This is a genomic window from Comamonas sp. BIGb0152 (assembly GCF_024809975.1).
GTDB lineage: Bacteria > Pseudomonadota > Gammaproteobacteria > Burkholderiales > Burkholderiaceae_C > Comamonas.
Map to the genome: position 1 here is coordinate 298197 of NZ_JANUDY010000006.1, position 23559 is coordinate 321755.

The following is a 23559-nucleotide window of genomic DNA, read 5'->3' on the forward strand; positions in this document are numbered from 1 at the left end:
AGCGAATAAGCTTACGGCAGCGCCTCAGCGCTTGTCGTTGGCGGCGTGCTGGTTTTTGATTTGCAGCAGCGCCAGGCTCTGGTTGAGGCGGCGTACCTGGCGCTCGATGCGGGTGTTGACCATGTCCGCATGCAGGGCCTTGATAAACAAAGCGCCAACGGCACACACCAGCAACAAGGTGGGCGAGTAGCGGATGCCCAGGCCGTCGGCAAAGTTGTCCAGCAGGCGCGGCCATACCCCCAGCAGCACTGCTAGCAAGGCCACCGCCATCCAGAACAAGCCCAGGCGCAAATACAGCCTGTCGCCACGGATCAGAAACAGAATGACAGCGGCAAAAAGCACGCCAAGGACTGTGGTCGTTATTTGATAATTGGCCATTCCAACCTTGATTCACATGGACATACCGCGCCGCCCAGGGCTGATGTCCCCACTGGAGCAGTCTTTACTGCCTGAAACAGAAAATTCTTTTACCCCGCTCAAATAGCTTATTTGAACAGCCGCATGATTCTACTGTGCAGGCACGCCTGGGAATGCAGCCAAATGTCACTGCTTGGCAATGGGATCCACCTCTGAAATCCTCGGTTACGGTCCTCCTGGGCTGCCGGTAACTGCCAACTACCGCATAAAACCCCAGTACCCGCCCCAAGGGCCAATCCATGCCACACTCCCCGCCTATGTCTAGTTCTGAATGGGCCCGCAACGCTGTTTCCGCCTTCGATCGCATGGTGAATGTGGAGGGTGGTTTTCGCTCGCGCCCCGGTCAGCGGCTGATGGCGGAGAAAGTGGCCGAGACCTTTGCCGCTGCCCAGCTGGGCAAGCTTGAAGAGGACGAAGAGCCGCAGCGGTCGATTGCGGTGATCCAGGCGGGGACCGGCGTCGGCAAGTCGCTGGCTTATGCGCTGCCTGCGATCGCGATGGCGCTGGAGCGGGGCACGCGCGTGCTCATCTCGACGGCCACGGTTGCGCTGCAAGAGCAGTTGGTCAGCAAGGATTTGCCGGCGCTCGCCCAGCAGATGGACCAGCCATTCAAATATGCACTGGCAAAGGGCCGGGGCCGCTATGTCTGCAAGCTCAAGCTGGAGCGCCTGGCCAGCGTGGCCCAGGGCGATGGCGCCGATGGCGCTGAGCCCATCGACGATGACTTCTTCCCCGAAGAAGCCGCGCAAGCACGCCAGGCGCAGCGCAGTCCGCAGGAAAACGCCGCGCGGCTGCAGTTCTACACCAGCATGGCCGATGCACTGGCCACCCGGGGCTGGGATGGCGACCGCGACAGCCTGGACACACCACCCGAGCCCGAGGTCTGGAGCCCCGTGGCGGCCGAAGGCAGCTCCTGCACCGGCAAGCACTGCCCGGTGTTTGGCAGCTGCAGCTACTACGAAAAGCGCAAGGACCTGGTGCAGGCCCAGGTGCTGGTGGCCAACCATGATCTGCTGCTGTCGACTTTGGGCGCGCGCCTGCTGCCCGAGCTGGACAACTGCCTGCTGATCCTGGACGAGGCCCACCACCTGCCCGCCACCGCGCTGTCCCAGTTTGCCTGCGAGATGAACCTCAGCCAGCTCACCTGGATCGACAAGCTCGCCAGCCGCGCGCAGCGCGTGGGGGCGCTGGTTGAAGTCAGCGAGATTGCCGACATCCCGCGCCACTCGGGCCAACTGCACCAGCATTTGCAGGATTGCGCCCGGCTGGTGATGGACGAGTACGGCGAGGGCATGCGCCAGCAGCTGCAATCGGGCGGCCGTGGCCCTGCGCGTGTGCGCCTGCCCCGGGGCGAGCTACCGCCTGGGCTGGTCGAGCCGCTGGCCCAGGCCGCCCACCATGCCAGCGCCTTTTTGGATGTGCTGCAGGCCATCTCCAAGGCCTTGCGCGCGCAGATGCGTGACCGACCCGATGAGGCCAAGCGCCTGTCCACCCTGTATGCCCAGGTCGGCAGCCTGGCCCCGCGCCTGGAGGCCGTGCACGACACCACCCAGCTGCTGCTGCAGGATGCCCCCCAGGGCAGCGTGCCGGCTGCCAAGTGGTTCACCCTGGATGTCGTGGGCGATTTTGTCGCCATCAAGGCCTATGCCAGCCCGGTAATCCCCGGCTCCACCTTGCGCCACCATCTGTGGAACCAGGTGCGCGGCGCGGTGCTCACCTCGGCCACGCTCACCAGCGGCGGCCAGTTCGATTTCTTTCTGCGCGAATCGGGCCTGTACAACGACCCGTCCGTCTCCACCTTGGAAGTCGCCAGCCCCTTCAACTACGCCGAGCAAGGCACGCTGGTGGTGACCGAGACCCAGGCCGACCCACGCACGCCCCAGCAGTTTGCCAGCGAGATGGTGGATGCGCTGCTCGAAGACCTGGCCCAGGTGCAATCGGGCGGCCTGGTGCTGTTCACCTCGCGCGAGCAGATGCGCCTGGCCGTTGACGCGCTGCCCACCGCCATGCGCCAGCATGTGCTGGTGCAAAACACCTTGCCCCGCAGCCAGCTGCTGCACCAGCACCGCGAGCGCGTAGCTGCCGGCCTGCCCTCCATCATCTTTGGCATGCAAAGCTTTGGCGAAGGGCTGGACCTGCCCGGCGCGCTGTGCGAATCGCTGTTTATCACCAAGCTGCCTTTTGCCCCACCCGATGACCCGGTCGACGAGGCCCGAGCCGAATGGCTGAGAAACTCGGGCCGCGACCCTTTCAGCGAGATCGTGGTGCCCGCCACCGCCATTCGCCTGGCCCAATGGGTGGGCCGTGCGATACGCACCGAGGTGGACCAGGCCCATGTCTACTGCTACGACAAGCGCCTGGTGCGCACCGGCTATGGCCAGCGGCTGCTGGCCAGCCTCCCGCCGTTTACCTTGCACCGCCGCACTGCGCAGCCTTCCTAGCCGCGCCGCTCAGTCCGCAGCAGCTGCCTCGCCCGGGCTGCGCAAATGCACCCCATCGAGCGACGGCGCCACCAGCGCCGGCAGCGGCGATGCCACCGGCGCGCCAAAGCCCTCGCCGCGCTGCCAGTCGTGCAAAAAGCCTTCGATCTCTTGCTGGCTCTGGCCGACAAAATTCCACCAGATCATCACGCCGCCTTCATAGGGCGTACCACCCAGCAAGATGCAGCGGCTGCCGGCGCCGCACTGCAGATCCACGCTGCGCTGCCCATCGGGCAGGAAGACCAGTTCATTGCTGGGGGCCGGCTCGCCGTTGACCTGCAGATCGCCGTAAAGGCACAGCAGCGCATATTCAAAATCAGGCCGTAGTTCCAACGTAGCGTGGCTGGCCTGCTCGGCCTCCATATCCACCGCTACCAAGGGGCTGTGCACCTCGGTAGGCGCCTGCTGGCCCAGCCAGTCACCCGCCAGCACCGTCATCTGCAGGCCCTGCTCGTGCAGCCGGGGCAGCTGCGGGTAGTGCTGAAAACGCGGCGGCATCAAGCGCTGCTCCTTGGGCAGCGCAATCCACAGCTGCACGGCATGGAAATCGGGCTTGCCCAGGCTCTCTTCCGAGTGCGCAATGCCCTTGCCGGCCGTCATCAGGTTGACCTGACCGGGGCGAATCGGCTGCTCGCTGCCCAGGCTGTCGCGGTGCAGGATTTCCCCTTCGATCATCCAGGTAAAAGTCTGCAAGCAGGTGTGCGGATGCGGGCCCACTTGCATGCCGGGCCCGTTCTCAAAATGCGAGGGGCCCGCATGGTCCAGAAAACACCAGGCGCCCACCATGCGCCGGCCGCGCTGGGGCAGTGCGCGCAACACCGGCACGCCCCCCACATCCGCGACGCGACCGGGGTAATGCCTCAATGCCTTGCTATCCATAGTCAATCTCCTTCATGGGGGGAACGGCGGGAGTGGGCATCCTCTGCACCACCCCTCGCCACCGGGATGGACGCGAGACCGCGTTCAAAACACCGCCGGGAGTTTTGCAGCAGGGCCCCCTTGTGCCAAGCACGCGCAAAGTCCGCCGAAACAGGCCTACACAGGACTGCCTTGGCAGTATGGTACAAACAAGTGGTGCGGCAGTTGTGACCAGAGAGGGCATGGCTGCCACATATCCCAACGTGTTAGCGCCCGCAAGCTGCAGGCGCGACTTCAGGCGCACAGGGGTTCGCCCTTGCAGCCGGTGCAACTCTCAGATTTGCCAGGTCGTGCTGGCAGCTTTCCTCACCCCGGCTTGGCAGCAGCTGCTGCCAAGCTGGAATTCGGTGCCCCCTCATTGACAGGAGACAAGCAATGACGACTCAACACTCCCATAACTACCCCGAGAACTTCAAGGCTCGCGTGGTAGGTATTGTTCAGCACCGTATCGGAGACGGCCAGCTCGAGACCATTCCCAGCCCCATGGAAGTCGATGTCTCGACGGCCATCGCCAGTTTTGTGCTGTCCTGGACCATCGAAGGCCAACCGGTCACCGTATCGCTGGCCAAGCCCGACTTTGACTACCACATCGACCACCAAAACATCGTTGTGCAATAAGGCAGCGCACGCTGCTCTTTAGAAGCACGCCGCCACACGGCCTGCTTTGACTCCCCGGGTGTCCGGCCAGCCTCAAGTCAGCGCCGTGACCACCCCCACCTCTCCCACCAGCAACTTGTGCACCGGGCAGGCCTCGGCTATTTGTTGGAGCCGGCTGCGCTGCTCTTCGCTCAGATCACCTTCCAGGTGAATGCTGCGCACAATCTCGTTGCCCGATGCAGCCCCACCATCCGGGTTCAGTGCCAAATCCACTTTCACCGCCGTCAACGGCCACTGCTTGCGCTGTGCATACATCTGCACCGTAATCGTTGTGCAGGCACCCAAGGCCGACAGCAGCAGCTGCATGGGGCTGGGGGCGCTATCGCCACCGCCGACGGCCTGCGGCTCATCGCCATGCCATACATGGCCCTGCGGATTGTGCAGATCCACGCGGTACGCGTTAGGGGTACTTTGTGCCTGTGCTTGTGCCTGCTGCGCCATAGTCAATGGTCTCCTGTCGATAGATGGGGAAATATATACCCAGGGGTCGCGCCATGCACAGCGCGGCAGTTGCCAACGGGCACAAAAAAACCAGCACCGGGGTCGGTGCTGGTTGTCTGGGTGTTGTGTGTAGTGCCCGAGGCCTGCGCCCGGGGCGCCAACCGTGCTTACTTGGCAGCGATAACGCGCACCATCTCCAGGCACTTGTTCGAGTAGCCCCACTCGTTGTCGTACCAGGAGACGACCTTCACAAAGGTCTTGTCCAGGGCAATGCCGGCTTCGGCGTCGAACACCGAGGTGCAGGTCTCGCCACGGAAGTCGGTGGCCACTACTTTGTCTTCGGTGTAGCCCAGCACGCCCTTCAGAGCGCCTTGCGACTGGGCCTTCATCTCGGCGCAGATCTCTTCGTAGGTCGCTTCGCTGTTCAGCTCCACGGTCAGGTCGACCACGGATACGTCCGAGGTCGGCACGCGGAAGGACATGCCGGTCAGCTTCTTGTTCAGCTCAGGAATCACCACGCCCACGGCCTTGGCAGCGCCCGTGCTCGATGGGATGATGTTTTCCAGAATGCCACGGCCGCCGCGCCAGTCTTTGTTCGACGGGCCGTCCACGGTCTTTTGCGTGGCAGTCGCTGCGTGCACCGTGGTCATCAGGCCGCGCTTGATGCCCCATTTGTCATTCAGCACCTTGGCCACGGGCGCCAGGCAGTTGGTGGTGCAGGATGCGTTGGAGATGATGGCCTGACCGGCATAGGTCTTGCAGTTCACGCCAAACACGAACATGGGGGTGTCGTCCTTCGATGGGGCCGACAGAATCACCTTCTTGGCGCCCGCATCGATGTGCTTTTGCGCCGTTTCCTTGGTCAGGAACAAGCCGGTGGACTCGATCACCACATCGGCGCCGACTTCGTCCCACTTCAGGTTCGCAGGGTCGCGCTCTTGCGTCAGGCGAATCTTCTTGCCGTTGACGATCAAGGTGTTGCCCTCGACGGCAACCGTGCCCTGGAAGCGGCCGTGCACGCTGTCGTACTGCAGCATGTAGGCCAGGTAGTCGGGCTCCAGCAAGTCGTTGATGCCAACGATTTCGATATCGGAAAAATTCTGCACTGCAGAGCGCAGCACATTGCGGCCGATACGGCCAAAGCCGTTGATGCCTACCTTGATTGCCATAGTGATCTCCAAGTAATGAAATGCCGCATGCCCGCCGGTCGGGGCTTGCGCTCGCTGCTGCCAACGCCGCCCGCCGAACTGGCCAAACACGCCAACCCTCTGCAACCCAGCACGGTGCAGGGGCGGGTCGGTCTGATTTTGCCGCGTATTGTAGAGAACACTGGCTGTGCCCTGGAATAGTGGGCCATTGCACAGGCGACAGCGCCCTGACCCGCGCAGGCAGGCTGGCGCAGCGATTGTCGCCAGCCTGCCAGGCTGTGCAACAATCGCTGGCAGCCTGGGAAGCTTTCCAGCCATTTTCAGCAGCCTGCAGCAACACGGCCCCAGACACTGGGCTACCCCCTCCAAAGCCATGAGCCTGTCGACTCCCTCCTCACCCCCCCGCCCGCGCGTCGCGGTCGTCATCCCTTGCTACAAGGTGACGCGCCATATCCTGGCGGTGATTGCGGAGATCGGCCCGGAGGTGGACGGCATCTATATCGTGGATGACCGCTGCCCCGACGGCAGCGGCCGCTTTGTGCAGGACCACGGCCAAGACCCGCGCGTGCGTGTGCTGTTCAACGAGACCAACCTGGGCGTGGGCGGCGCCGTCATGGCGGGCTACCGCGCAGCCATTGCCGATGGCTTTGACATCCTCGTCAAGATCGATGGCGACGGGCAGATGGACCCGACCCTGGTGCCGCGCTTTGTGGCACCCATTGCCAGCGGCCGGGCCGATTACACCAAGGGCAACCGGTTTTTTGACCTGGAGAAGATCACCCGCATGCCGCGCATTCGCATCTTTGGCAATGCGGTGCTGTCGTTCATGACCAAGTTCTCGTCGGGCTACTGGAGCAGTTTTGACCCGACGAATGGCTTTACCGCCATTGCCGCCAGCACGGCCGCGCAGCTGCCGCTGCACAAGATCAGCCAGCGCTATTTTTTCGAAACCGACATGCTGTTCCGCCTGAACACGGTGCGCGCGGTGGTGCTGGACATCCCCATCGATTCCCGCTACGAGGACGAGGTCAGCAACCTCAAGATCCACAAGGTGCTGACCGAGTTCATGGCCGGCCACCTGCGCAATTTCTGCAAGCGTATTTTCTACAACTACTATTTGCGCGGCATGTCCGTGGCCTCGCTGGAGCTGCCCCTGGGCCTGCTGCTGATCACCTGGGGCACCGTGTTTGGCCTGTTCCACTGGACGCAGTCCATCGTCTCCAATGTGGCCACCACAGCGGGCACCGTCATGGTCAGCGCCCTGCCCATCATTTTGGGCGTGCAGTTGGTGCTGGCCTTTATCGCCTTCGATGTGGCCGCCGAGCCCAGCCAATCGCACCGCCACGGCGGCGAAAACCTGCGCAGATAAGCGCGGGGGCCTTAGAACCTGTTCAAAGTCTCTACGCAGCCGCGTTGGAGTGCAATCGGGATGAGTTCGAAGCGATGGAACGCAGCTTGCACCGGGGTGCAAGCAAGGGCCAGCGCGAAGAAATCGCCCGATTTCACTCCAACCCGTAGGGACAGTGGCTTTGCGCTGCCCGGGAAGGGAGCGGTCTGCTTCGTTACAACGCTTGCCAATAGCTGGCTATTGGCTGCGCGCTGCGCGGCTAGGCGCCCCCCTCGCATCCCATCTCGCAAAGACACTGTCGCGGCGCGAGGAGACTTTGAACAGGTTCTTAGGCCTACCTCAAGCAGCCCCTTCCACCGAGACACAAAAAAACGCAGGGTACAGGCCCTGCGGCCCGCATCCCTGCGTCTTGCGATTTGCGTCTTGCGTTTCTGTGGCGATCAGCGATTAACGCTTTTGCAGCGCCACTTGCACGGTGTTGGCCACGTTCTCCGGCGTAAAGCCAAAGTGTTCGAACAGCACGCCAGCGGGGGCCGATTCGCCGTAGGAATCAATGCCCACCACCGCAGCGCAGCCGTACTTCCACCAGGAGTCGGTCACACCCATCTCCACCGCCACGCGCGGCAGGCCGGCGGGCAGCACGCTGCTCTTGTAGGCCACGTCTTCGCGGTCAAAGGTCGTCGTGCTGGGCATGGAGACCACGCGCGCGGCAATCTTGCGCTCGGCCAGCAGGCGCTGGGCCTTCAGGGCCAGCTGCACTTCGGAGCCGGTGGCGATGATGACGGCTTGCGCCTTCTTGTTCATGCCGATATCCGCAGGCTCGGACAGCACATAGGCACCGCGGCTGATGTTGCCGATGGCGTCGCCATTCTTGGGCGCATAAGGCAGGTTCTGGCGCGACAGCAGCAGGGCCGTGGGCTTGTTGCGGTTGGTCAGTGCCACGCTCCAGGCCACGGTGGTCTCGGCCGTATCGGCCGGGCGCCACACATCCAGGTTCGGGATCAGGCGCAGGCTGGCGGCGTGCTCGATCGACTGGTGGGTGGGGCCATCTTCGCCCAGACCGATGGAGTCGTGGGTGAAGACATGGATCACGCGGCGCTTCATCAGCGCAGCCATGCGGATGGCATTGCGGCTGTAGTCGCTGAAGGTCAGGAAGGTGCCACCGTAGGGGATGAAGCCGCCATGCAGCGCCACGCCGTTCATGATGGCGGCCATGCCGAACTCGCGCACACCGTAGTTGATGTGGCGGCCAATCTTGCCGTCTTCGGTCTTGACCACGGCGCCGCTGTCATCCACGCGGAAAGCGGGGGTCGACTTGGTGTTGGTCAGGTTGGAGCCGGTCAGGTCGGCCGAGCCGCCCAGCAGCTCAGGCATGGCAGCGGTAAAGGCTTCCAGTGCCAGCTGGCTGGCCTTGCGGCTGGCCACGGTCTCGCCCTGGGTGTGGGCTTGGGCCACGGCTTCCACGGCCACTTGGGCAAACTGCTTGGGCAAGTCACCGGCCATGCGGCGCTTCAGTTCAGCAGCCAGCTCGGGGAAGGCCTTGGCGTATTCGGCAAACTGCGCATCCCAGGTGGATTCGGCCTTGGCGCCAAAGGTCTTGTGGTCCCAGGCTTCGTAGACATCGGCAGGGATCTCGAACGGTGCCGAGCTCCAGCCCAGTGCAGCGCGGGTCAGGCCGATTTCTTCGGCACCCAGGGGCTCGCCGTGGGCCTTGCTGGTGTCTTGGCGGTTGGGGCTGCCCTTGCCGATGGACGTCTTGCAGATGATGAACGTGGGCTTGTCTGCGACCTTCTTGGCCTTGGCGATCGCATCGCTCACGGCCTTGGGGTCGTGGCCGTCGATCGGGCCGATCACGTTCCAGCCGTAGGCTTCAAAACGCTGGGCGCTGTTGTCCACAAACCAAGGCTGCACCTTGCCGTCGATGGAGATGCCGTTGTCGTCATACAGCGCGATCAGCTTGTTCAGCTTCCAGGCGCCAGCCAGTGCGCAGGCTTCATGGCTGATGCCTTCCATCAGGCAGCCATCGCCCAGGAACACATAGGTGTGGTGGTCCACCACATCGTGGCCGGGGCGGTTGAATTCAGCGGCCAGCAGCTTTTCTGCCAGCGCAAAGCCCACCGCGTTGGTCACGCCCTGGCCCAGCGGGCCGGTGGTCGTCTCTACGCCGGGGGTGATGTCCACTTCGGGGTGGCCGGGGGTCTTGCTGTGCAGCTGGCGGAAGTTCTTCAGTTCGCTGATCGGCAGGTCGTAGCCGGTCAGGTGCAGCAGTGCATAGATCAGCATGGAGCCGTGGCCGTTCGACAGGATGAAGCGGTCGCGGTTGATCCACTGGGGATTGAGGGGGTTGTGCTTGAGGTGCTTGCTCCACAAGGCCACTGCCATATCGGCCATGCCCATCGGTGCACCGGGGTGGCCCGAATTGGCTTGTTGAACGGCATCCATTGCGAGTGCGCGGATCGCATTCGCCATATTCTGATTGTTGACCATGGGAGTGGAAGAGGAAAAGCGACAAAGGCCGCATTTTAGCGGCCTGCCGTTGCATGCGTCCGGTATGCCAGTCTTGGCCTACGTCCGTGCAGGGCCACCGCCGACCCAACGGCCTTTGCTGAAGCCAGACAATGCCTCTGCTATTGGAAATGCAAGCCTATTTAAATTATTCATAATAGCTATCGATTTTTCTAAAAAGCTTGAAAGGATTCACCATGCAACGCACCCTCTCCAACACCGCCTTGGCTTTGACGCTCGCTCTGGCATCGCTGAGCGGCAGCGCCTTTGCCAGCACCGCAGAAAAGCTGGCTGCCGTACAAGCCGCCCGCTTTGACCTGACCCAGGCCATCCAGAGCGCGCAAAGCCAGCATGGCCTCAAGGTACTCAAGGCCGAGATCGATACCAAGAAAAAGCAGCCCATCTACGAAGTCAGCGGCGTGAACGCCCAGGGCCGTGAGATCAAGCTCAAGTTCAGCGCGCTGGACGCCGCCAAGGTAATGGAAAACAAGGACGATGGCGCCGCCGAGAAAAAGGATACCGACCGCCTGGCTGCCGCCAAGATTGGCATCAACGACGCCATCGCCACCGCCTTGAAGCACACCCCCGGCAAGGCCATCGACGTGGATCTGGACGACCACCTGGGCGTGCTGACCTATGACGTCAAGATCATCAATGCCGCCAATACCGAAGTGGAAGTGCGCGTCAACGCCGTTGAAGGCAACATCCACCAGTAAGCGTCTGGGTAAAAGCAAGATCCGCAGGCCAGCAAATGCTGGCCTTTTTTACGCCTGTGAGGGATCCTCTGCACAACCATCGCCCCATGGGATGGACGCTGATCGCCCGAGACCGCGTTCAGGCCAAGGTCTGCGCCATGTACTGCGCATCGTCTCCGTAGCTGCGCAAGGCCTCTCTGTGCTGTGCCGACCAGGGCATCAGCGGCGCATAGCCCTTGCGTTGCCAGTACGGCTGCGAGCCCATCACGGACACCAGCGCCGAGTAGCGCAGCCCATCGGCCTGCGCCTGCTGCAGCAGGGCTTGCAGCAGGGCGGAGGCCAGGCCTTCGCCGGCGCGGTCGGGGGCCACCGCCATGTCATGCAGGTACAGCGTATCGACTGCCGATGCACAGGCAAAGCCGCCATGCAGGGGCGTCACCTTGCCCAGCACCGAGCGGTAGGCGGCCAGATAGGCCAGCACCTCACTGCCCTGCACGATGACCAGGGAGCACTGCAGGGGGCTGGCCAGCCGCGCCGCATACAGCGCGGCACTTTCCATAAAATCCGCGCCATAGCAGGCCAGCTGGACCTGCATCAGGCCATCGAGGTGCTGCGCGGTCAGCGGTTCAAGAGACCAGCTGGGCGGGTTATCAGAAGAAAAACGCATCCCCCGATTGTCGGTGATGCACGGCCATCAACCCAAAGGCGCCAGTGGCTGCGCCGTCGATGCAGGCACCGCCGTGCGCGCCGCATTCATCACCATCGACAGCAGGCTGTAGTAGCCATTGATGCCGACCAGGTCCATGACGCCCTTGTCGCCAAACCGCTGCTGGGCACGGGCCCAGGTCGCATCACTCACCTGGCGCTGCTGGTGCAGCTCGATGCAGAAGTCATGCACAACGGCCTCGTCCTCGGGCATGGCCTCCGGGCGGCGGCCTTGGGCCACGGCATCCACGGTCGCCTGGCTGATGCCTTCGCGCAGCGCAATCGGCACATGGATGGCCCATTCCACCTGCTGCGTCCATTGCCGCGCGGTCACCAAAATCGCCAGCTCGGTCAATCGCACACCGATGGCGCTGCGGTAGCGCAGGTACTCGCCCAGGCGCTGGGTGTGGTCCATCAGCTCGGGGCTGCGCAGCAAGGGCACAAAGGGCGATATCAGCGCGCCACGCGGGCCATCAATGATGGGCTGGGCATAGCGGCGCTGTTCTTCGCTCCAAGCCTCGGGGGGCAAGGGCGGCATGCGGTCCTGGGAGGGCGTCATCAGGCGGTTCTTTCAGATCGGGAAAATCAACGGAGGTTCAGGCAGCCACGGCCTGCTGGGCCAGCACCTTGTCGATGGCATCGCCCAGGCGGTCCACCACCTGGTCCAGCTCGGCCTCGCTGCTGATAAAGGGCGGCGCCAGCAGCACATGGTCGCCGTGCAGGCCGTCAATGGTGCCACCCATGGGGTAGCACAGCAAGCCATGGGCCATGGCCTGCGCCTTGATCTTGGCGTGCAGCTTGAGGGCTGGCGCGAACGTCGCCTTGCTGCTGCGGTCCTGCACCAGCTCCACGCCCCAGAACAGGCCACGGCCGCGGATATCGCCCACATGCGGGTGGTCGTCAAAACGTGCATGCAATTGCTTTTGCAGATAGGCGCCGCGCGCCAGCACCTGGGGCAGCAGCTGGTCGCGCTGTATCACCTGCTGCACCGCCAGCGCAGCGGCGGCTGCCATCGCATGGCCAATATAGGTGTGGCCATGCTGGAACAGGCCACTACCGCTGCGCATGGCATCGACGATCTTGTGCTGCGCCAGCACCGCGCCAATCGGCTGGTAGCCGCCACCCAGGCCCTTGGCAACCGTCATCATGTCGGGGCTGATGCCCTCTTGCTCCACGGCATGCAGGGTGCCGGTGCGGCCCATGCCGCACATCACCTCGTCGGCAATCAGCAAGATGCCATAGCGGTCACAGAGCGCACGCAGACCTTGCCAGTAGCCAGCAGGGGCCGCCACCGCGCCCAGGGTCGCGCCCACCACGGGCTCGGCGACAAAGGCGATCACCTTGTCCGGGCCCAGGGCCTGGAACTGGGCATCAATCTCGGCCAGCAAGCGGGCCACATAGGCGGGCTGGCTCTCGCCGTCCAGCCGGTCACGGTATTCATAGGCGGGGGCCACACGGCCCACGTCCATCAGGATGGGCGCAAACTGCTTGCGGCGCCATGCATTGCCGCCCACGGCCAAGGCACCCAGAGTGTTGCCGTGGTAGCTTTGGCGGCGCGCCACAAAGTGCGTGCGCTCGGGCTGGCCGATCTCGACAAAATACTGGCGCGCCATTTTCAGCGCCGCTTCCACCGCTTCCGATCCACCAGAGACAAAGTACACCTCGGTCATGCCCGCGGGCGCATGCGCGACCAGGTGGTCGGCCAGCGCCTCTTGCACCTCGGTGGTGAAAAAGCTGGTGTGGGCATAGGCCAGCTGGTCGAGCTGGCGGTGCATCGCTGCCAGTACATCCGGGTGGGCATGGCCCAGGCACGATACCGCCGCGCCGCCGCTGGCATCGAGGTAGGCCTTGCCGGCCTGGTCAAACAACTCCACCCCTTTGCCGCCCACCGCGACAAGAGGAACCTGGGCCAGAGAACGATGGATGACATGGCTCATGCGAGCACTCCTTGACAATGCGTCACCAGCCCTGCGCCGGCAGCGATACGCACAGTATAAGGATCATTTGTAATTTTTCAATAAATTATTGGATCATTTGATCCATCTTGGTCATTCTGATCATTCTCGGCTCCTAGGCTTCCCCTTCCCTCCCTCTCTTGCAATCCATTCAACGCAGCCCGCCCACATAGCGCTTGGCCGAGGCCAGCAGACCCGGCGCAGCGGGATCGGCTGCAGGCGCGGCCACCACCGCCGTCACAGCGGCTGCCGGTGCCACAGCGCCTGGCAGGCTGGCGGCAAAACGCTGCGCCAGCCGCTCCAGTTCCTCATCCTGCTTGCTGCGGGCATGGCTCAGCGCAAACTGGGCCATCGCCTGGCCGTAGGCGGTATCGCTGGCCATCCATTCGGTATCGGTCACCCGGCCGGTCTTGCGGCGCAGGGCCACATGCAAATGCGCGGCGATGGCCAGGCGCTCACTGTCGTTCATACAAGCTCCTTCGTGGCAGAACCTGATGGGCAGGCCGCGCGCCCAAGGCGGCGCAGCCCGGTGGCGCGGCGGCACAGAGCGGCACCGCGCATGTCAACTCAGTGCTGGCTTTCCTGGTGCAGGCTCTGATCCAGCCCATCCAGCTCCTGCTGCGCCGTTACCCGCAAAGGCAGCAGCACGCGGATGATGGTCAGCAAAATAGCGGTGCCCGCTGCGCTATAGACGGCCACCGCCGCCACGGCCACCAGCTGGTTGAGCACCGTGGCATCCACGCCGGCAATAGCGCGGTCGGCAAACAAGGCGGTGAGCAGCGAGCCGGCAATGCCGCCCACGCCGTGCACACCAAATACATCGAGGGAATCATCCACGCCCAGCCGGCGCTTGAGCCAGGTGGCGCCCCAAAAGCAGGCCACGCCCGCGATCAGGCCAATGGCGACCGCGCCGCCCACCTGCACAAAACCGGCTGCGGGGGTGATAGCCACCAGGCCGCCAATCAGGCCCGAGAGCACGCCCAGCAAGGTGGGGGCGCCGCGCACCCACCACTCCACCAGCATCCAGGACAGCGCGCCAGCAGCGGCCGCCACCATGGTCACCAGCATCGCCAGCGCAGCCCGCCCATCGGCCGACAGGGCAGAGCCCGCGTTAAAGCCAAACCAGCCAATCAGCAGCAGGGCTGCGCCCATCGCCGTCCAGCCCAGGCTGTGCGGCTCAAAGGCCTGGCGGCCATAGCCCTGGCGCCGGCCCAGCATGGCCGCGCAGACCAGGGCCGAGACGCCGGCATTGACGTGCACCACCGCGCCGCCGGCAAAGTCCAGCGCGCCCAGCTTGTTGAGCCAGCCCTCGCTTTCCCACACCCAATGGGCGATGGGCGCGTAGACCAGCACGCTCCACAGCGCCGAGAACAGCAGCAGCGCCGAAAAGCGCATGCGCTCGACCACGGCGCCAATGATCAAGGTGGTGGTGATGACGGCAAAGGCCATCTGGAACAGCGCATACAACGCTTCGGGGATGTTGGGCGCCAGGTGGCTGACCGAGACGGTGCCCGCTGCCGCATCCAGCCGCATGGCCGAGAACCAGGCCCGGTCCAGCCCGCCCAGCCAGGCCGACGACTTGCTGAACGCCAGCGAATAGCCCACCGCAAACCAGGTGAGTGACACCACCGCCGCCACGGCAAACACCGCCACCAAGGTGTTGACCACGTTCTTGCGCCGCACCAGGCCGGCATAAAAGAGGGCAATGCCCGGCAGGGTCATCAGCAAGACCAACACCGTCGAGACCAAGATCCAGGCCGTGTCGGCCTTGTCAATCGCTGCCATCTGCACCATTTGCATGCCATCCCCTTTGTACGTTGTCATCCATTGCGGGTTTGTTTCAAAAGGTAGCAGTTTCTATGCCATGGGCCGCAAAGCGCCTGCATACGGGGTCTGCAGGCATGCGGGGCGGTGGCGGCGCCGGTCGCTGGGTGCCACATCGCACCACATCGGTGCCCCACCCCCCGGCGCACCCACACCACAAAAGAAAAACGGCGCATGCATCGCTGCAGGCGCCGGGCGTCAGGAAAGAAAGCGTGGGGCTCAGGCGGTCGCAAAGACCTTGCCCGGGTTCATCAGCCCCAGCGGATCGAGCGCCTGCTTGATGGCCCGCATGGCGGCCAGCTCCTGGGGCGTGCGGCTAAAGCCCAGGTAGGGCATCTTGTGCAGGCCAATGCCATGCTCGGCCGAGACGCTGCCCTGGAACTGCTGCACCAACCCATACAGCACGGCTTCCAGCGCCTCATCCTCGCCGTTAATGGTTTGGCTGTCGGTGGTCACATGCAGATTGCCGTCGCCCACATGGCCAAAGAACAGGCTGTGGTGGCCCGGCCAGCGTGCATCAAAAGCGGCGCGGCAGGCGGCGGCAAAGCGGCCAATGTCCACCTGGGGCAGGCTAACGTCAAAGTTCACCGGCGGGTGCATATGGGCGGTCATCTCCGCTGGTGCCTCGCGCAGCTTCCACAGGCTCTTGGCTTGTTCACTCGATTGCGCAATCACCGCATCCACCACCTCGCCGGCCTCCATGGCCTCGCCCAAGGCCTCTTCCACCGCAGCGCGCAGCGCAGCCTCGTCCTTGCCATCCACATCAATCAGCGCCTGCAGCGGGTGCTGCACCGCAAAGGCGGGTTGCAGCTTTTGCCACTGGATGGAGGTCTGCACAAAGTCGCTCCACATCAGCTCAAATGCGGCCACGCTGTTGCCAAAGCGGGCCTGCATGCGCGCCAGCACCGCCAGCGCCTCGTCAAAGCCCGGCAGCGCCACCATGCAGGTGGCCTTGGCCTGGGGCGCGGGCCGCAGGCGCAGCAGCACGCGGGTGATGATGCCCAAGGTGCCCTCGGCACCGATAAAGAACTGCTTGAGGTCGTAGCCCGTGTTGTTCTTCAGCATGGGCCGCAGCATGGGCAGCACCGTGCCATCGGCCAGCACCACCTCCAGCCCCAGCACCTGCTCGCGCATCATGCCGTTTTGCAGCACACCGTTGCCGCCCGCATTGGTAGAGACATTGCCGCCAATCTGGCAGCTGCCACGTGCGCCCAGGTCCACGCCAAACACCCAGCCCGACGCCACGGCCGCTTCCTGCACGGCTTGCAGGGTGACGCCGGCCTGCACCGTCATCAGGCCAGTGCGCGCGTTGACGTCCTCGATCTGGTGCATGCGGTCCATGGACACCGCCACGCCCTGGGCGATTGGCACCGCCGCGCCGGCCAGGCCCGTCAGCCCGCCCTGGGGCACCACCGGCACGCGGTGGGTATGGCAGATGCGCAGCAATGCGCTGACCTCTTCGGTGCTGCGCGGGCGCAGCAGCGCCAGCGGCGGCACGGGTGGCGTGCCGCTCCAGTCGGTCCAGTACTTTGCGGGGATGGCATCCGCACCGCGCGCAAAGCCTTGGGGGCCCAGCGCTTGTTCAAGATCGGTCCAGAAAGCCGCCGCAGGAGCGGCTGCCGCGTTGTCGGTGCTAGAGGTGTTCATAGCCCGCTATTGTCGGGCGGTTTGCCGTGCAGGCGCGGGCCGCGGACGGCAAAACCTGTCATGCCGGTACAGCAAAAACAAAGCAGCCAAGGCCTGTATTGAAAGCCTTGGCTGCCTCTTTGGTGGGGCAGATCAGCGCGCAGACTGCTGCACGTAGGCCAGCAAGCGCTCCACCATGCGGCGCACATGGGGCTGCACCTTGGCCGCCACGTCGGGCAGGTAGTCAAAGGGCATGTGCTCTTGCATATAGCTGCTCTGCGTCATCTCCAGCTGGATGGCATGCACGTTCTGCGCGGGCTGGCCGTAGTGGCGCGTGATATAGCCGCCCTGAAAGCGGCCATTGAGCACGCTGCTAAAACCATCGGCCTCGCCCTTGCGCGCCTGGTCCAGCAGTGCCTCGCCCAGGCCTGCTCCGCAGCTCGCGCCCTGGTTGGTGCCCAGGTTCAAATCGGGCAGCTTGCCCTCAAAAAAGCGCGGCAGCACCGACTGGATCGAATGTGCATCCCACAGGCCTGCTGCGCCATGCGCGGCCTTGATGCGGGCCAGCTCGGCGGCCAACTGGTCATGGTAGGGCTGCCAGACCTGCTCACGGCGCTGGGCAATCTCGGCGTCATCGGGCTGCAGATCGGCGCTTTGGTAGACGGGGGTGTCGGCAAAGGTGTCGACCGGGCACAGGCCGGTGACGCTCTGGCCGGGGTAGAGGCTGGCGCCATCGGGGGAGCGGTTCATGTCCACCACCAGGCGCGAATGCGTGGCCACCAGGGTCGAGGCACCGATCTCCTGCGCAAACGCGTACAGCAGCGGCAAATGCCAGTCGGTGTCATGCACCTCGCGCGCCTCGGGCGTAAAGCGCTCAGCCAGCGCGGGCGGCACATAGGTGCCCACATGGGGGAAGGAGATCAGCAGCGGCGCCGTGCCTTGGCGGAACTCAAACGCTGCGCGGTCGGTTTCAAAATGCATGGATCAAGTCTCCTGAAGAAGTTCGGTACGCGCGGCCACAAAGCCGCGTTGCGCACTGTGGTGCAGCGGGTGGCGGCCGTCTGCCACGCGGCACTGGCCGCCCACCCAGACACTGGCCACCGCACTGCTGCGGCTGCTGGCAAACACATGGGCATCGAGCTGCTCGGCCGCCGGCAGCCCGGCCAGCGCCAGGTGCTGGCCATCGAGCACCACAAAATCCGCCTGCTGCCCCAGCGCCAGGCCGGCCACCGCACGGCCACTGGCCTGCGCGCCGCCCTGCACGGCCGCCAGCAGCATATGGCTGCCCACATGGGGCTGCTGGGCGCTGGCTGCCACATTGCGCTGCTGCGATTGCAGGCGCTGGCTGTACTCCAGCACCATCAGCTCTTCGGCGGCGTTCACACCGATGTGGCTGTCCGAGCCAATGCCCCAGCGGCCGGCACCGGTCTGCCAGCGCGGCAGGTCAAAAATGCCGTCGCCCAGGTTGGCTTCGGTCAATGGGCACAGCCCCGCCACCGCCTGCGATGCGGCCGCTGCCGCGTATTCGGCCGCGTCCATGTGCGTGGCATGCACCAGGCACCAGCGTGCATCGACCGGCATATGGTCCAGCAACCAGGCCACCGGGCGCTGACCGCTCCAGGCGACGCAGGCATTGACCTCGGCCATCTGCTCGGCAATGTGGATATGCACTGGCGCCTGGGCGCTCAGCGCATGCAGGCCCTGCACGGCCTCTTGCAAGGCCTGGGGCGCCACGGCGCGCAGCGAGTGCGGAGCCAGGCCCAGCGCCGCGCCCTGGGCAGCGCAGGCGGGGGCCAAGCTCTCCAGCAGGCGCAGCATGTTGTCGGTGCTGCGGATAAAACGCTTTTGGCCCTCATTGGGCGCCTGGCCGCCAAAGCCGCTGTTTTGGTACAGCACCGGCAGCAAGGTGATGCCGATGCCCGCCGTCTGCGCGGCACGCAGCAGGGCCAGGCTCAGCTCGCCATCGGGCGCGTAGGCCTGGCCATCGGGCTGGTGGTGCAGGTAGTGGAACTCGCACACGCTGGTGTAGCCCGCTTCCAGCATCTCGATGTAGAGCCAGGTGGCAATCGCCTCCAGGTGCTGGGGGCCCAGGCGGGCGGCAAAGCGGTACATCAGGTTGCGCCAGCTCCAAAAGCTGTCCTGCGCCTGGCCCCGAAACTCCGACAGCCCGGCAAAGCCGCGCTGGAACGCATGCGAATGCAGATTGGGCATGCCCGGCAGCAGCGGGCCGCTGGCCTGCGCCACACCCGCGCAACTTGCGGCATCCACGCCCACGTCTATCGACGTATAGCGCCCCTGCGCATCCCAGCGCAGCAGCACGTTATGGGCCCAGCCTGCTGGCAGCAGCGCCTGGGCGGCGAACAATTGGTTGGGGGTCTTCATGGCATCAGACACGGGGTGCTACCTCCTGCAGCGCGACGGCAATCAACAGATCGTCATCCGTGCTTGCCTCCACCTGCAACGGCTGGCCGGGCGCGGCCGTCCAGTACAGGCCATCCTGGCCACCGGCCGCCAGCGTTGCCGACATGGCAGGCAGGCGCCAACTGCCAGCACGCGCCAGCAGCAGGCCCTGGGCACTGTCCAGTTGCACTCGGCCACCCCGGTGCATGGTCACCTGCGCCTGCACCTGGCCGCGCCGGGTCATCACATTCAGATCCTGCGAGGCGCCGCCCAGCAGCTGGCAGTCCAGCGCCACATCGCCCGAGAACGCAAAGGGCTGCAGGCAGTGCTGCAACCAATGGTCCACGCTGGCGTCGGCGGCCTGCAGATGCACACCGTCACCGCCCAGCAAGGTGATGACGCGGTCCACCCCGGCAAAGGCCGAGAACGGCCCGCTGCTGGCGATCTGCGCGATGCTGATGCGCCAGGCAAAGCTGTCGATACTGGCGCCCGGTGGCCAGCAGACCACCTCCTGAGTGGTGCCGCCGCCGTTCTTCCATGGCGCAGCGGGCAGCGCGCTGCTGCTGAAAAATTGCATGCTCATCCCTGCCCGTTTATTGCTTGGTCAACACGGCCTGCAAAAAGCTGCGCGTGCGCTCCTTGGTCGGGTTGCTGAAGATGGTCTGGGGGTCCTCGGCTTCGATGATGCCGCCGCCATCCATGACGACGACCACATCGGCCACTTCCTTGGCAAAGCCCATTTCATGGGTCACCACCAGCATGGTCATGCCCTCGGCAGCCAGCATCTTCATCACCTGCAGCACCTCGCCCACCAGCTCAGGGTCCAGGGCCGAGGTCGGCTCGTCAAACAGCATCACCTTGGGCCGCATGGCCAGCGCGCGCGCAATGGCCACGCGCTGCTTTTGCCCGCCCGAGAGGCTGCCCGGCATCGCATCGGCCTTGTGGCCCAGGCCCACTTTTTTCAGCAGGTCATGGGCCAGCGCGTCGGCGTCCTTGCGGCCCAGGCCGTGCAGCTTGCGCGGGCCCAGGGTCACGTTGTCGATCACCGACAGGTGCGGGAACAGGTTGAAGGACTGGAACACCATGCCCACCTCTTCGCGCAGCGCGTTGAGGGCTTTTTCGGGCAGCATCTGGCCGTCTTGCACCAGGGTGCGGCCGCAGATGTCGATGCGCCCGCCCTGGGGCTCTTCCAGCCCATTGCAGCAGCGCAAAAAGGTGCTCTTGCCCGAGCCGCTGGGGCCAATCACCACCACCACCTGCTGGGGCTTCACATCAAAGTCAATGCCGTCGAGCACCACATGCGCGCCATAGGCCTTGCGCAGGCCACGGATGCGGATCATGGATTCGGAATTCAGGGGAGCTGCGGTCATTGCACCATGCCTCCAGCGCGCATGCGCTTTTCAAAATGGCGCAGCGCCAAGGTGGTCACGCCGGTCAACACAAAATAAATCAGGGCAATCGCCAAATACACCTCCAGCGAGCGGTAGGACACGCTGATGATCTTCTGGCCCTGGTGCATCACATCGTGGATGGTGAGCAGCGAGACCAGCGCCGAGTTCTTGATCAGCGCGATGAACTCATTGCCCAGCGGCGGAATCATGCGCACCACGGCCTGGGGCAGGATCACCGAGGCCATGGCCTGGCCGGACGACATGCCGATGGAGCGCGCCGCCTCCATCTGGCCGCGATCGATGGACTGGATGGCGCCGCGCACCACCTCCGAGACATAGGCGCCCGAATAAATGCCCAGGCCCAGCACGCCGCAGGCAAAGGCCGGCAGCATGATGCCGAACTGCGGCAGGCCAAAGAACAGAATGAACAGCTGCACCAAGAGCGGCGTGCCCCGGATGACGGCCACATAGGCCGTGCAAATGCCGTAGACCAGCCTGTTCTTGGGGTTGAGCCGGCCGATACCGACCAGCAAACCCATCACGCAGCCCAGCACCAAGGCCGCTGCCGTGATCTCCACCGTCACCGCTGCACCGCGCAGCAGATCGGGCCACCCTGCCCAGACGGGCGAAAAATCCAAATCCATAGTCAGTCCTGTCGTCTCAGATCAGCGCACGGGCACCAGGCCCGGGCGCTGCCTTCAAACATGCCGGCGGCCTCCAGGCCAGGAGGTCGCCAACACGTTCATCGCTTACTTGCTGGGGAACCACTTGTCCACGATGGCCTTGTAACCACCGTCGGCCTTGAGCTGCTCCAGCGCCTTGTTCACGGCAGCGGTCAGCTCGGGCGTGTCCTTGCGGATGGCCATGCCGTATTCCTCGGTGGTGATCTGCTCGGGCAGCACCTTCATGCCGCCACGGGTGCGGTTGTACTGGAAGGCGGCAGGCTTGCCGGTCACAGCGGCATCGGCGCGGCCGATATCAACCAGGTTGAACATCTCCTGGTTCTTTTCGACCTCGACGCGCTGCACTTTGGGGAAATGCTCAGTCAGGTAACCCACCGACTTGGTGCCCACCTGCACCGAGACCTTCTTGCCGTCCAGATCGCTCAGCTTGGTGATGGGGCTGCCTTCCTTGACCATGGCCACCAGGCCACCGGCGTAGTACGACTGGCTGAAGTCCACCACCTTCTTGCGCTCGTCGGTGATGTAGATGGCCGAGACCGCCATGTCGTAACGCTTGGCGATCAGGCCGGGCACCAGGCCCTTGAAGTCGATATCCACCCATTCGACCTTCTTGCCCATCTTGGCGGCCACGGCCTCGACGAGTTCCACATCAAAGCCGGTTTTCTTGCCGTTTTCGACAAACTCCATCGGCGGGAAGGTGGCATCGGTGGCCACGCGCAGCACGTTGTTCTGTGCAAAAGCTGCACCTGCACCACAGGCCAGGGCGATCAAGGAGGTCTTCAAGACCAGGCGACGGAAGTTCATGGGAGAGTCCTTTTTCAATTCAAGTACCAAGCAAAATTTCAATGTCATCCAGCCAGACTGCGGGAGATGCGGGCGGCTGCCGCCAAGGTGGCCTGCACCAACTGGGCTTGCTGGTGCTGCACCCGCTGGTGGGGGGCCATCAGGCTGAGCGCGGCCACAGCGCGGCGGCCACTGGCAAACACCGGCACGCTGCAACCCCAGACACCCGCATCGACCTGGCCCACCGAGGTGATATAACCCTGCGCCTTGAGCGTTTGCAGCTCGGCAGCCGCCTCGGCGCGGGCGTCGGTGCCCTCGCCGTAGTGCTGGCTCAAGAGCGAATCGCGCTGCACCGCAGGCAGGTAGGCCAGCACGCACTTGGCCGAGGCCCCCACCTTCAAAGGCACGCTGCTGCCCTTGTCAAAGGAGCAGCGCAGCGACTGCGGGCTTTCCACCATGTCCAGGCACACCGCCTGGCCATTGGCCGCCACCATCAGGCCGGCACTCTCCTGGGTCTGCTGCGACAGCTGCACCAGCACGGGGCGCGCCACATGCACCAAATGCGAGCCATCGTCAAAGCCACGCGCCAGCTGCAGGCCCAGCGGGCCCGGTGCGTACAAGGCACCGTTGTCAGCCACAAAGCCAAAGCGCTTGAGGCGCGCCAGCTGCCGGTACAGGCTGCTGCGGGGCAAACCCGTGCCCTGCATCAGCTCGCTGGCCGACAGTGGCCGCCCGGCACAGGCCAGTACCGCCAGCACCTGCAACACACGGTCGGCGGCCGATACCTCGGAACCCGGGGTTTCGGTCGCTGCACCTTCGCTGGGCAAAAACTCTGAAGCATCCATTCGCAATTCCCATTCCTCGGGACTAGAGACAAAGCTGATCTTGCAAGATCAATGCCAGAATTGTCGAATTGCTCTATAGATCGTTCACTAGCGCAAACCCTAGGTCGGAATTGAATGGCGGATTCAATTCCCATTTATCGGGAATTTAATATGTAAATTCCTTTTGGAGACTTGCATTCAAGAGGAGCTATGCAGTGCCCTCTGGATGCAATGCAGAACTCTATCGAAATTGTTAAATTAGTAGTTATGAACTATCATTTTTCAATTTTTGATAGGAGTCCGCATGTCAGGAAAGCCAGCAGCGCGCATCGATGACAAAGTCAAATACGCACGTGTCGTCACTGGCTCACGGACAGTCCTGATAGGCACCCAGGGCGGCGTGGCGTGCTCCGTCTGCCCCGGCGGCAAGGCAGTCGGCAATCCTGTCAACCCGCAGCTAGGCGCCAAGGTCTTGTCCGGGTCTTCTGATCTGGACTTTGCTTTGCCCGGTGCCATGCCTTTGGTCTGGCAGCGCCAGTACAGCAGCTATGTCAATGCGCAGCATGGTGGGCATTGCGGGGTGCTGGGTTATGGCTGGGGTTTGCCGCTGGAGCTGCGCATCAAGGTGGAGGCAAGCGCCACCTTGCTGCATGACAGCCAAGGCCGCACGATCACTTTTGACGCGCTGGCTGCGGGTGAATCGATTTACAGCCCAAGCGAGGATATCTGGCTGCTGCGCTCGGGCAGGCATCCGGGCAA

General features: G+C 64.1%; 23 protein-coding genes. 5 read left to right on the forward strand and 18 right to left on the reverse strand.

All coding sequences use genetic code 11. The annotated features are described in order from the left end of the window. Positions 1–24: 24 nt before the first annotated feature. Entirely contained in the window at positions 25–378 is a 354-nt protein-coding gene (locus M2375_RS14235) for a DUF2304 domain-containing protein (RefSeq protein ID WP_259168256.1), read from the reverse strand. A gap of 296 nt (positions 379–674) precedes the next feature. Between M2375_RS14235 and dinG the strand changes: the two genes are divergently transcribed. Beyond that, positions 675–2858 carry an ATP-dependent DNA helicase DinG gene (dinG, locus tag M2375_RS14240; RefSeq protein ID WP_259168258.1) on the forward strand — a complete coding sequence of 728 codons (2184 nt, stop codon included), beginning with the start codon at positions 675–677 and terminating at the stop codon, positions 2856–2858. A 9-nt stretch (positions 2859–2867) separates the two neighbouring features. Here dinG and M2375_RS14245 read toward each other — a convergent pair whose 3' ends face one another. Next, complete coding sequence (locus M2375_RS14245) at positions 2868–3776, reverse strand: pirin family protein (protein ID WP_259168260.1); 909 nt, start codon at positions 3774–3776, stop codon at positions 2868–2870. Between the two features lie 414 nt (positions 3777–4190). On the opposite strand from M2375_RS14245, the gene M2375_RS14250 reads away from it, so the two are divergent. Continuing rightward, the gene (locus tag M2375_RS14250) at positions 4191–4433 is read left to right on the forward strand and encodes a hypothetical protein (protein ID WP_259168262.1); all 243 of its coding nucleotides are present in this window, start codon (positions 4191–4193) and stop codon (positions 4431–4433) included. 72 nt (positions 4434–4505) lie between these two features. Here the strand turns inward: M2375_RS14250 and M2375_RS14255 are convergent, their stop codons facing one another. Further along, entirely contained in the window at positions 4506–4913 is a 408-nt protein-coding gene (locus M2375_RS14255) for an OsmC family protein (RefSeq protein ID WP_259168264.1), read from the reverse strand. 167 nt (positions 4914–5080) lie between these two features. Then, positions 5081–6082 carry a type I glyceraldehyde-3-phosphate dehydrogenase gene (gene gap, locus M2375_RS14260; protein ID WP_259168265.1) on the reverse strand — a complete coding sequence of 334 codons (1002 nt, stop codon included), beginning with the start codon at positions 6080–6082 and terminating at the stop codon, positions 5081–5083. Positions 6083–6434: 352 nt separating this feature from the next. On the opposite strand from gap, the gene M2375_RS14265 reads away from it, so the two are divergent. Next, positions 6435–7430 (forward strand): glycosyltransferase family 2 protein, encoded by a 996-nt coding sequence (locus M2375_RS14265; RefSeq protein WP_259168268.1) that lies wholly within the window; start codon positions 6435–6437, stop codon positions 7428–7430. A gap of 426 nt (positions 7431–7856) precedes the next feature. Here the strand turns inward: M2375_RS14265 and tkt are convergent, their stop codons facing one another. Further along, positions 7857–9896 carry a transketolase gene (gene tkt, locus M2375_RS14270; RefSeq protein WP_259168270.1) on the reverse strand — a complete coding sequence of 680 codons (2040 nt, stop codon included), beginning with the start codon at positions 9894–9896 and terminating at the stop codon, positions 7857–7859. 215 nt (positions 9897–10111) lie between these two features. Between tkt and M2375_RS14275 the strand changes: the two genes are divergently transcribed. Continuing rightward, a complete protein-coding gene (locus M2375_RS14275; protein ID WP_259168272.1) occupies positions 10112–10630 on the forward strand; it encodes a PepSY domain-containing protein in 519 nt (172 codons plus the stop codon). Between the two features lie 118 nt (positions 10631–10748). On the opposite strand, the gene M2375_RS14280 is transcribed toward M2375_RS14275, so the two are convergent. The 13 genes from M2375_RS14280 to M2375_RS14340 all read right to left on the reverse strand — a co-directional run bounded on the left by M2375_RS14280 (position 10749) and on the right by M2375_RS14340 (position 22821). After that, positions 10749–11276 (reverse strand): GNAT family N-acetyltransferase, encoded by a 528-nt coding sequence (locus M2375_RS14280; protein WP_259168274.1) that lies wholly within the window; start codon positions 11274–11276, stop codon positions 10749–10751. Positions 11277–11303: 27 nt separating this feature from the next. Continuing rightward, on the reverse strand, positions 11304–11873 hold the full coding sequence (locus M2375_RS14285) for a carboxymuconolactone decarboxylase family protein (protein ID WP_259168276.1): 570 nt from the start codon (positions 11871–11873) through the stop codon (positions 11304–11306). Between the two features lie 37 nt (positions 11874–11910). Next, positions 11911–13251, reverse strand: a complete 1341-nt coding sequence (locus M2375_RS14290; protein WP_259168278.1) for an aspartate aminotransferase family protein — start codon at positions 13249–13251, stop codon at positions 11911–11913. 169 nt (positions 13252–13420) lie between these two features. Beyond that, positions 13421–13738, reverse strand: coding sequence for a hypothetical protein (locus M2375_RS14295; protein ID WP_259168280.1), 318 nt, complete (start codon positions 13736–13738; stop codon positions 13421–13423). A 98-nt stretch (positions 13739–13836) separates the two neighbouring features. Then, the gene (locus tag M2375_RS14300; protein WP_310473177.1) at positions 13837–15069 is read right to left on the reverse strand and encodes an ammonium transporter; all 1233 of its coding nucleotides are present in this window, start codon (positions 15067–15069) and stop codon (positions 13837–13839) included. A 243-nt stretch (positions 15070–15312) separates the two neighbouring features. Continuing rightward, positions 15313–16740: an FAD-binding oxidoreductase gene (locus tag M2375_RS14305; RefSeq protein ID WP_259168281.1), complete on the reverse strand. Its 1428-nt coding sequence runs from the start codon at positions 16738–16740 to the stop codon at positions 15313–15315. 132 nt (positions 16741–16872) lie between these two features. Then, a complete protein-coding gene (gene hutG, locus M2375_RS14310) occupies positions 16873–17700 on the reverse strand; it encodes an N-formylglutamate deformylase (RefSeq protein WP_259168284.1) in 828 nt (275 codons plus the stop codon). A 3-nt stretch (positions 17701–17703) separates the two neighbouring features. Beyond that, positions 17704–19101, reverse strand: coding sequence for a formimidoylglutamate deiminase (locus tag M2375_RS14315; protein WP_259168286.1), 1398 nt, complete (start codon positions 19099–19101; stop codon positions 17704–17706). Positions 19102–19105: 4 nt separating this feature from the next. After that, positions 19106–19696, reverse strand: a complete 591-nt coding sequence (locus tag M2375_RS14320; protein ID WP_259168288.1) for a HutD family protein — start codon at positions 19694–19696, stop codon at positions 19106–19108. 16 nt (positions 19697–19712) lie between these two features. Beyond that, positions 19713–20489 (reverse strand): amino acid ABC transporter ATP-binding protein, encoded by a 777-nt coding sequence (locus tag M2375_RS14325; protein ID WP_310473178.1) that lies wholly within the window; start codon positions 20487–20489, stop codon positions 19713–19715. Further along, positions 20486–21154: an amino acid ABC transporter permease gene (locus M2375_RS14330; RefSeq protein WP_259168291.1), complete on the reverse strand. Its 669-nt coding sequence runs from the start codon at positions 21152–21154 to the stop codon at positions 20486–20488. Before M2375_RS14330 ends, M2375_RS14325 begins: the two co-directional genes overlap by 4 nt. A 105-nt stretch (positions 21155–21259) precedes the next feature. After that, positions 21260–21997, reverse strand: coding sequence for a transporter substrate-binding domain-containing protein (locus M2375_RS14335; protein WP_259168293.1), 738 nt, complete (start codon positions 21995–21997; stop codon positions 21260–21262). A gap of 44 nt (positions 21998–22041) precedes the next feature. Beyond that, positions 22042–22821 carry an IclR family transcriptional regulator gene (locus M2375_RS14340; RefSeq protein ID WP_259168295.1) on the reverse strand — a complete coding sequence of 260 codons (780 nt, stop codon included), beginning with the start codon at positions 22819–22821 and terminating at the stop codon, positions 22042–22044. 283 nt (positions 22822–23104) lie between these two features. Between M2375_RS14340 and M2375_RS14345 the strand changes: the two genes are divergently transcribed. Further along, the coding region (locus M2375_RS14345) for a DUF6531 domain-containing protein (RefSeq protein ID WP_259168296.1) at positions 23105–23559 on the forward strand (455 nt) is incomplete at its 3' end.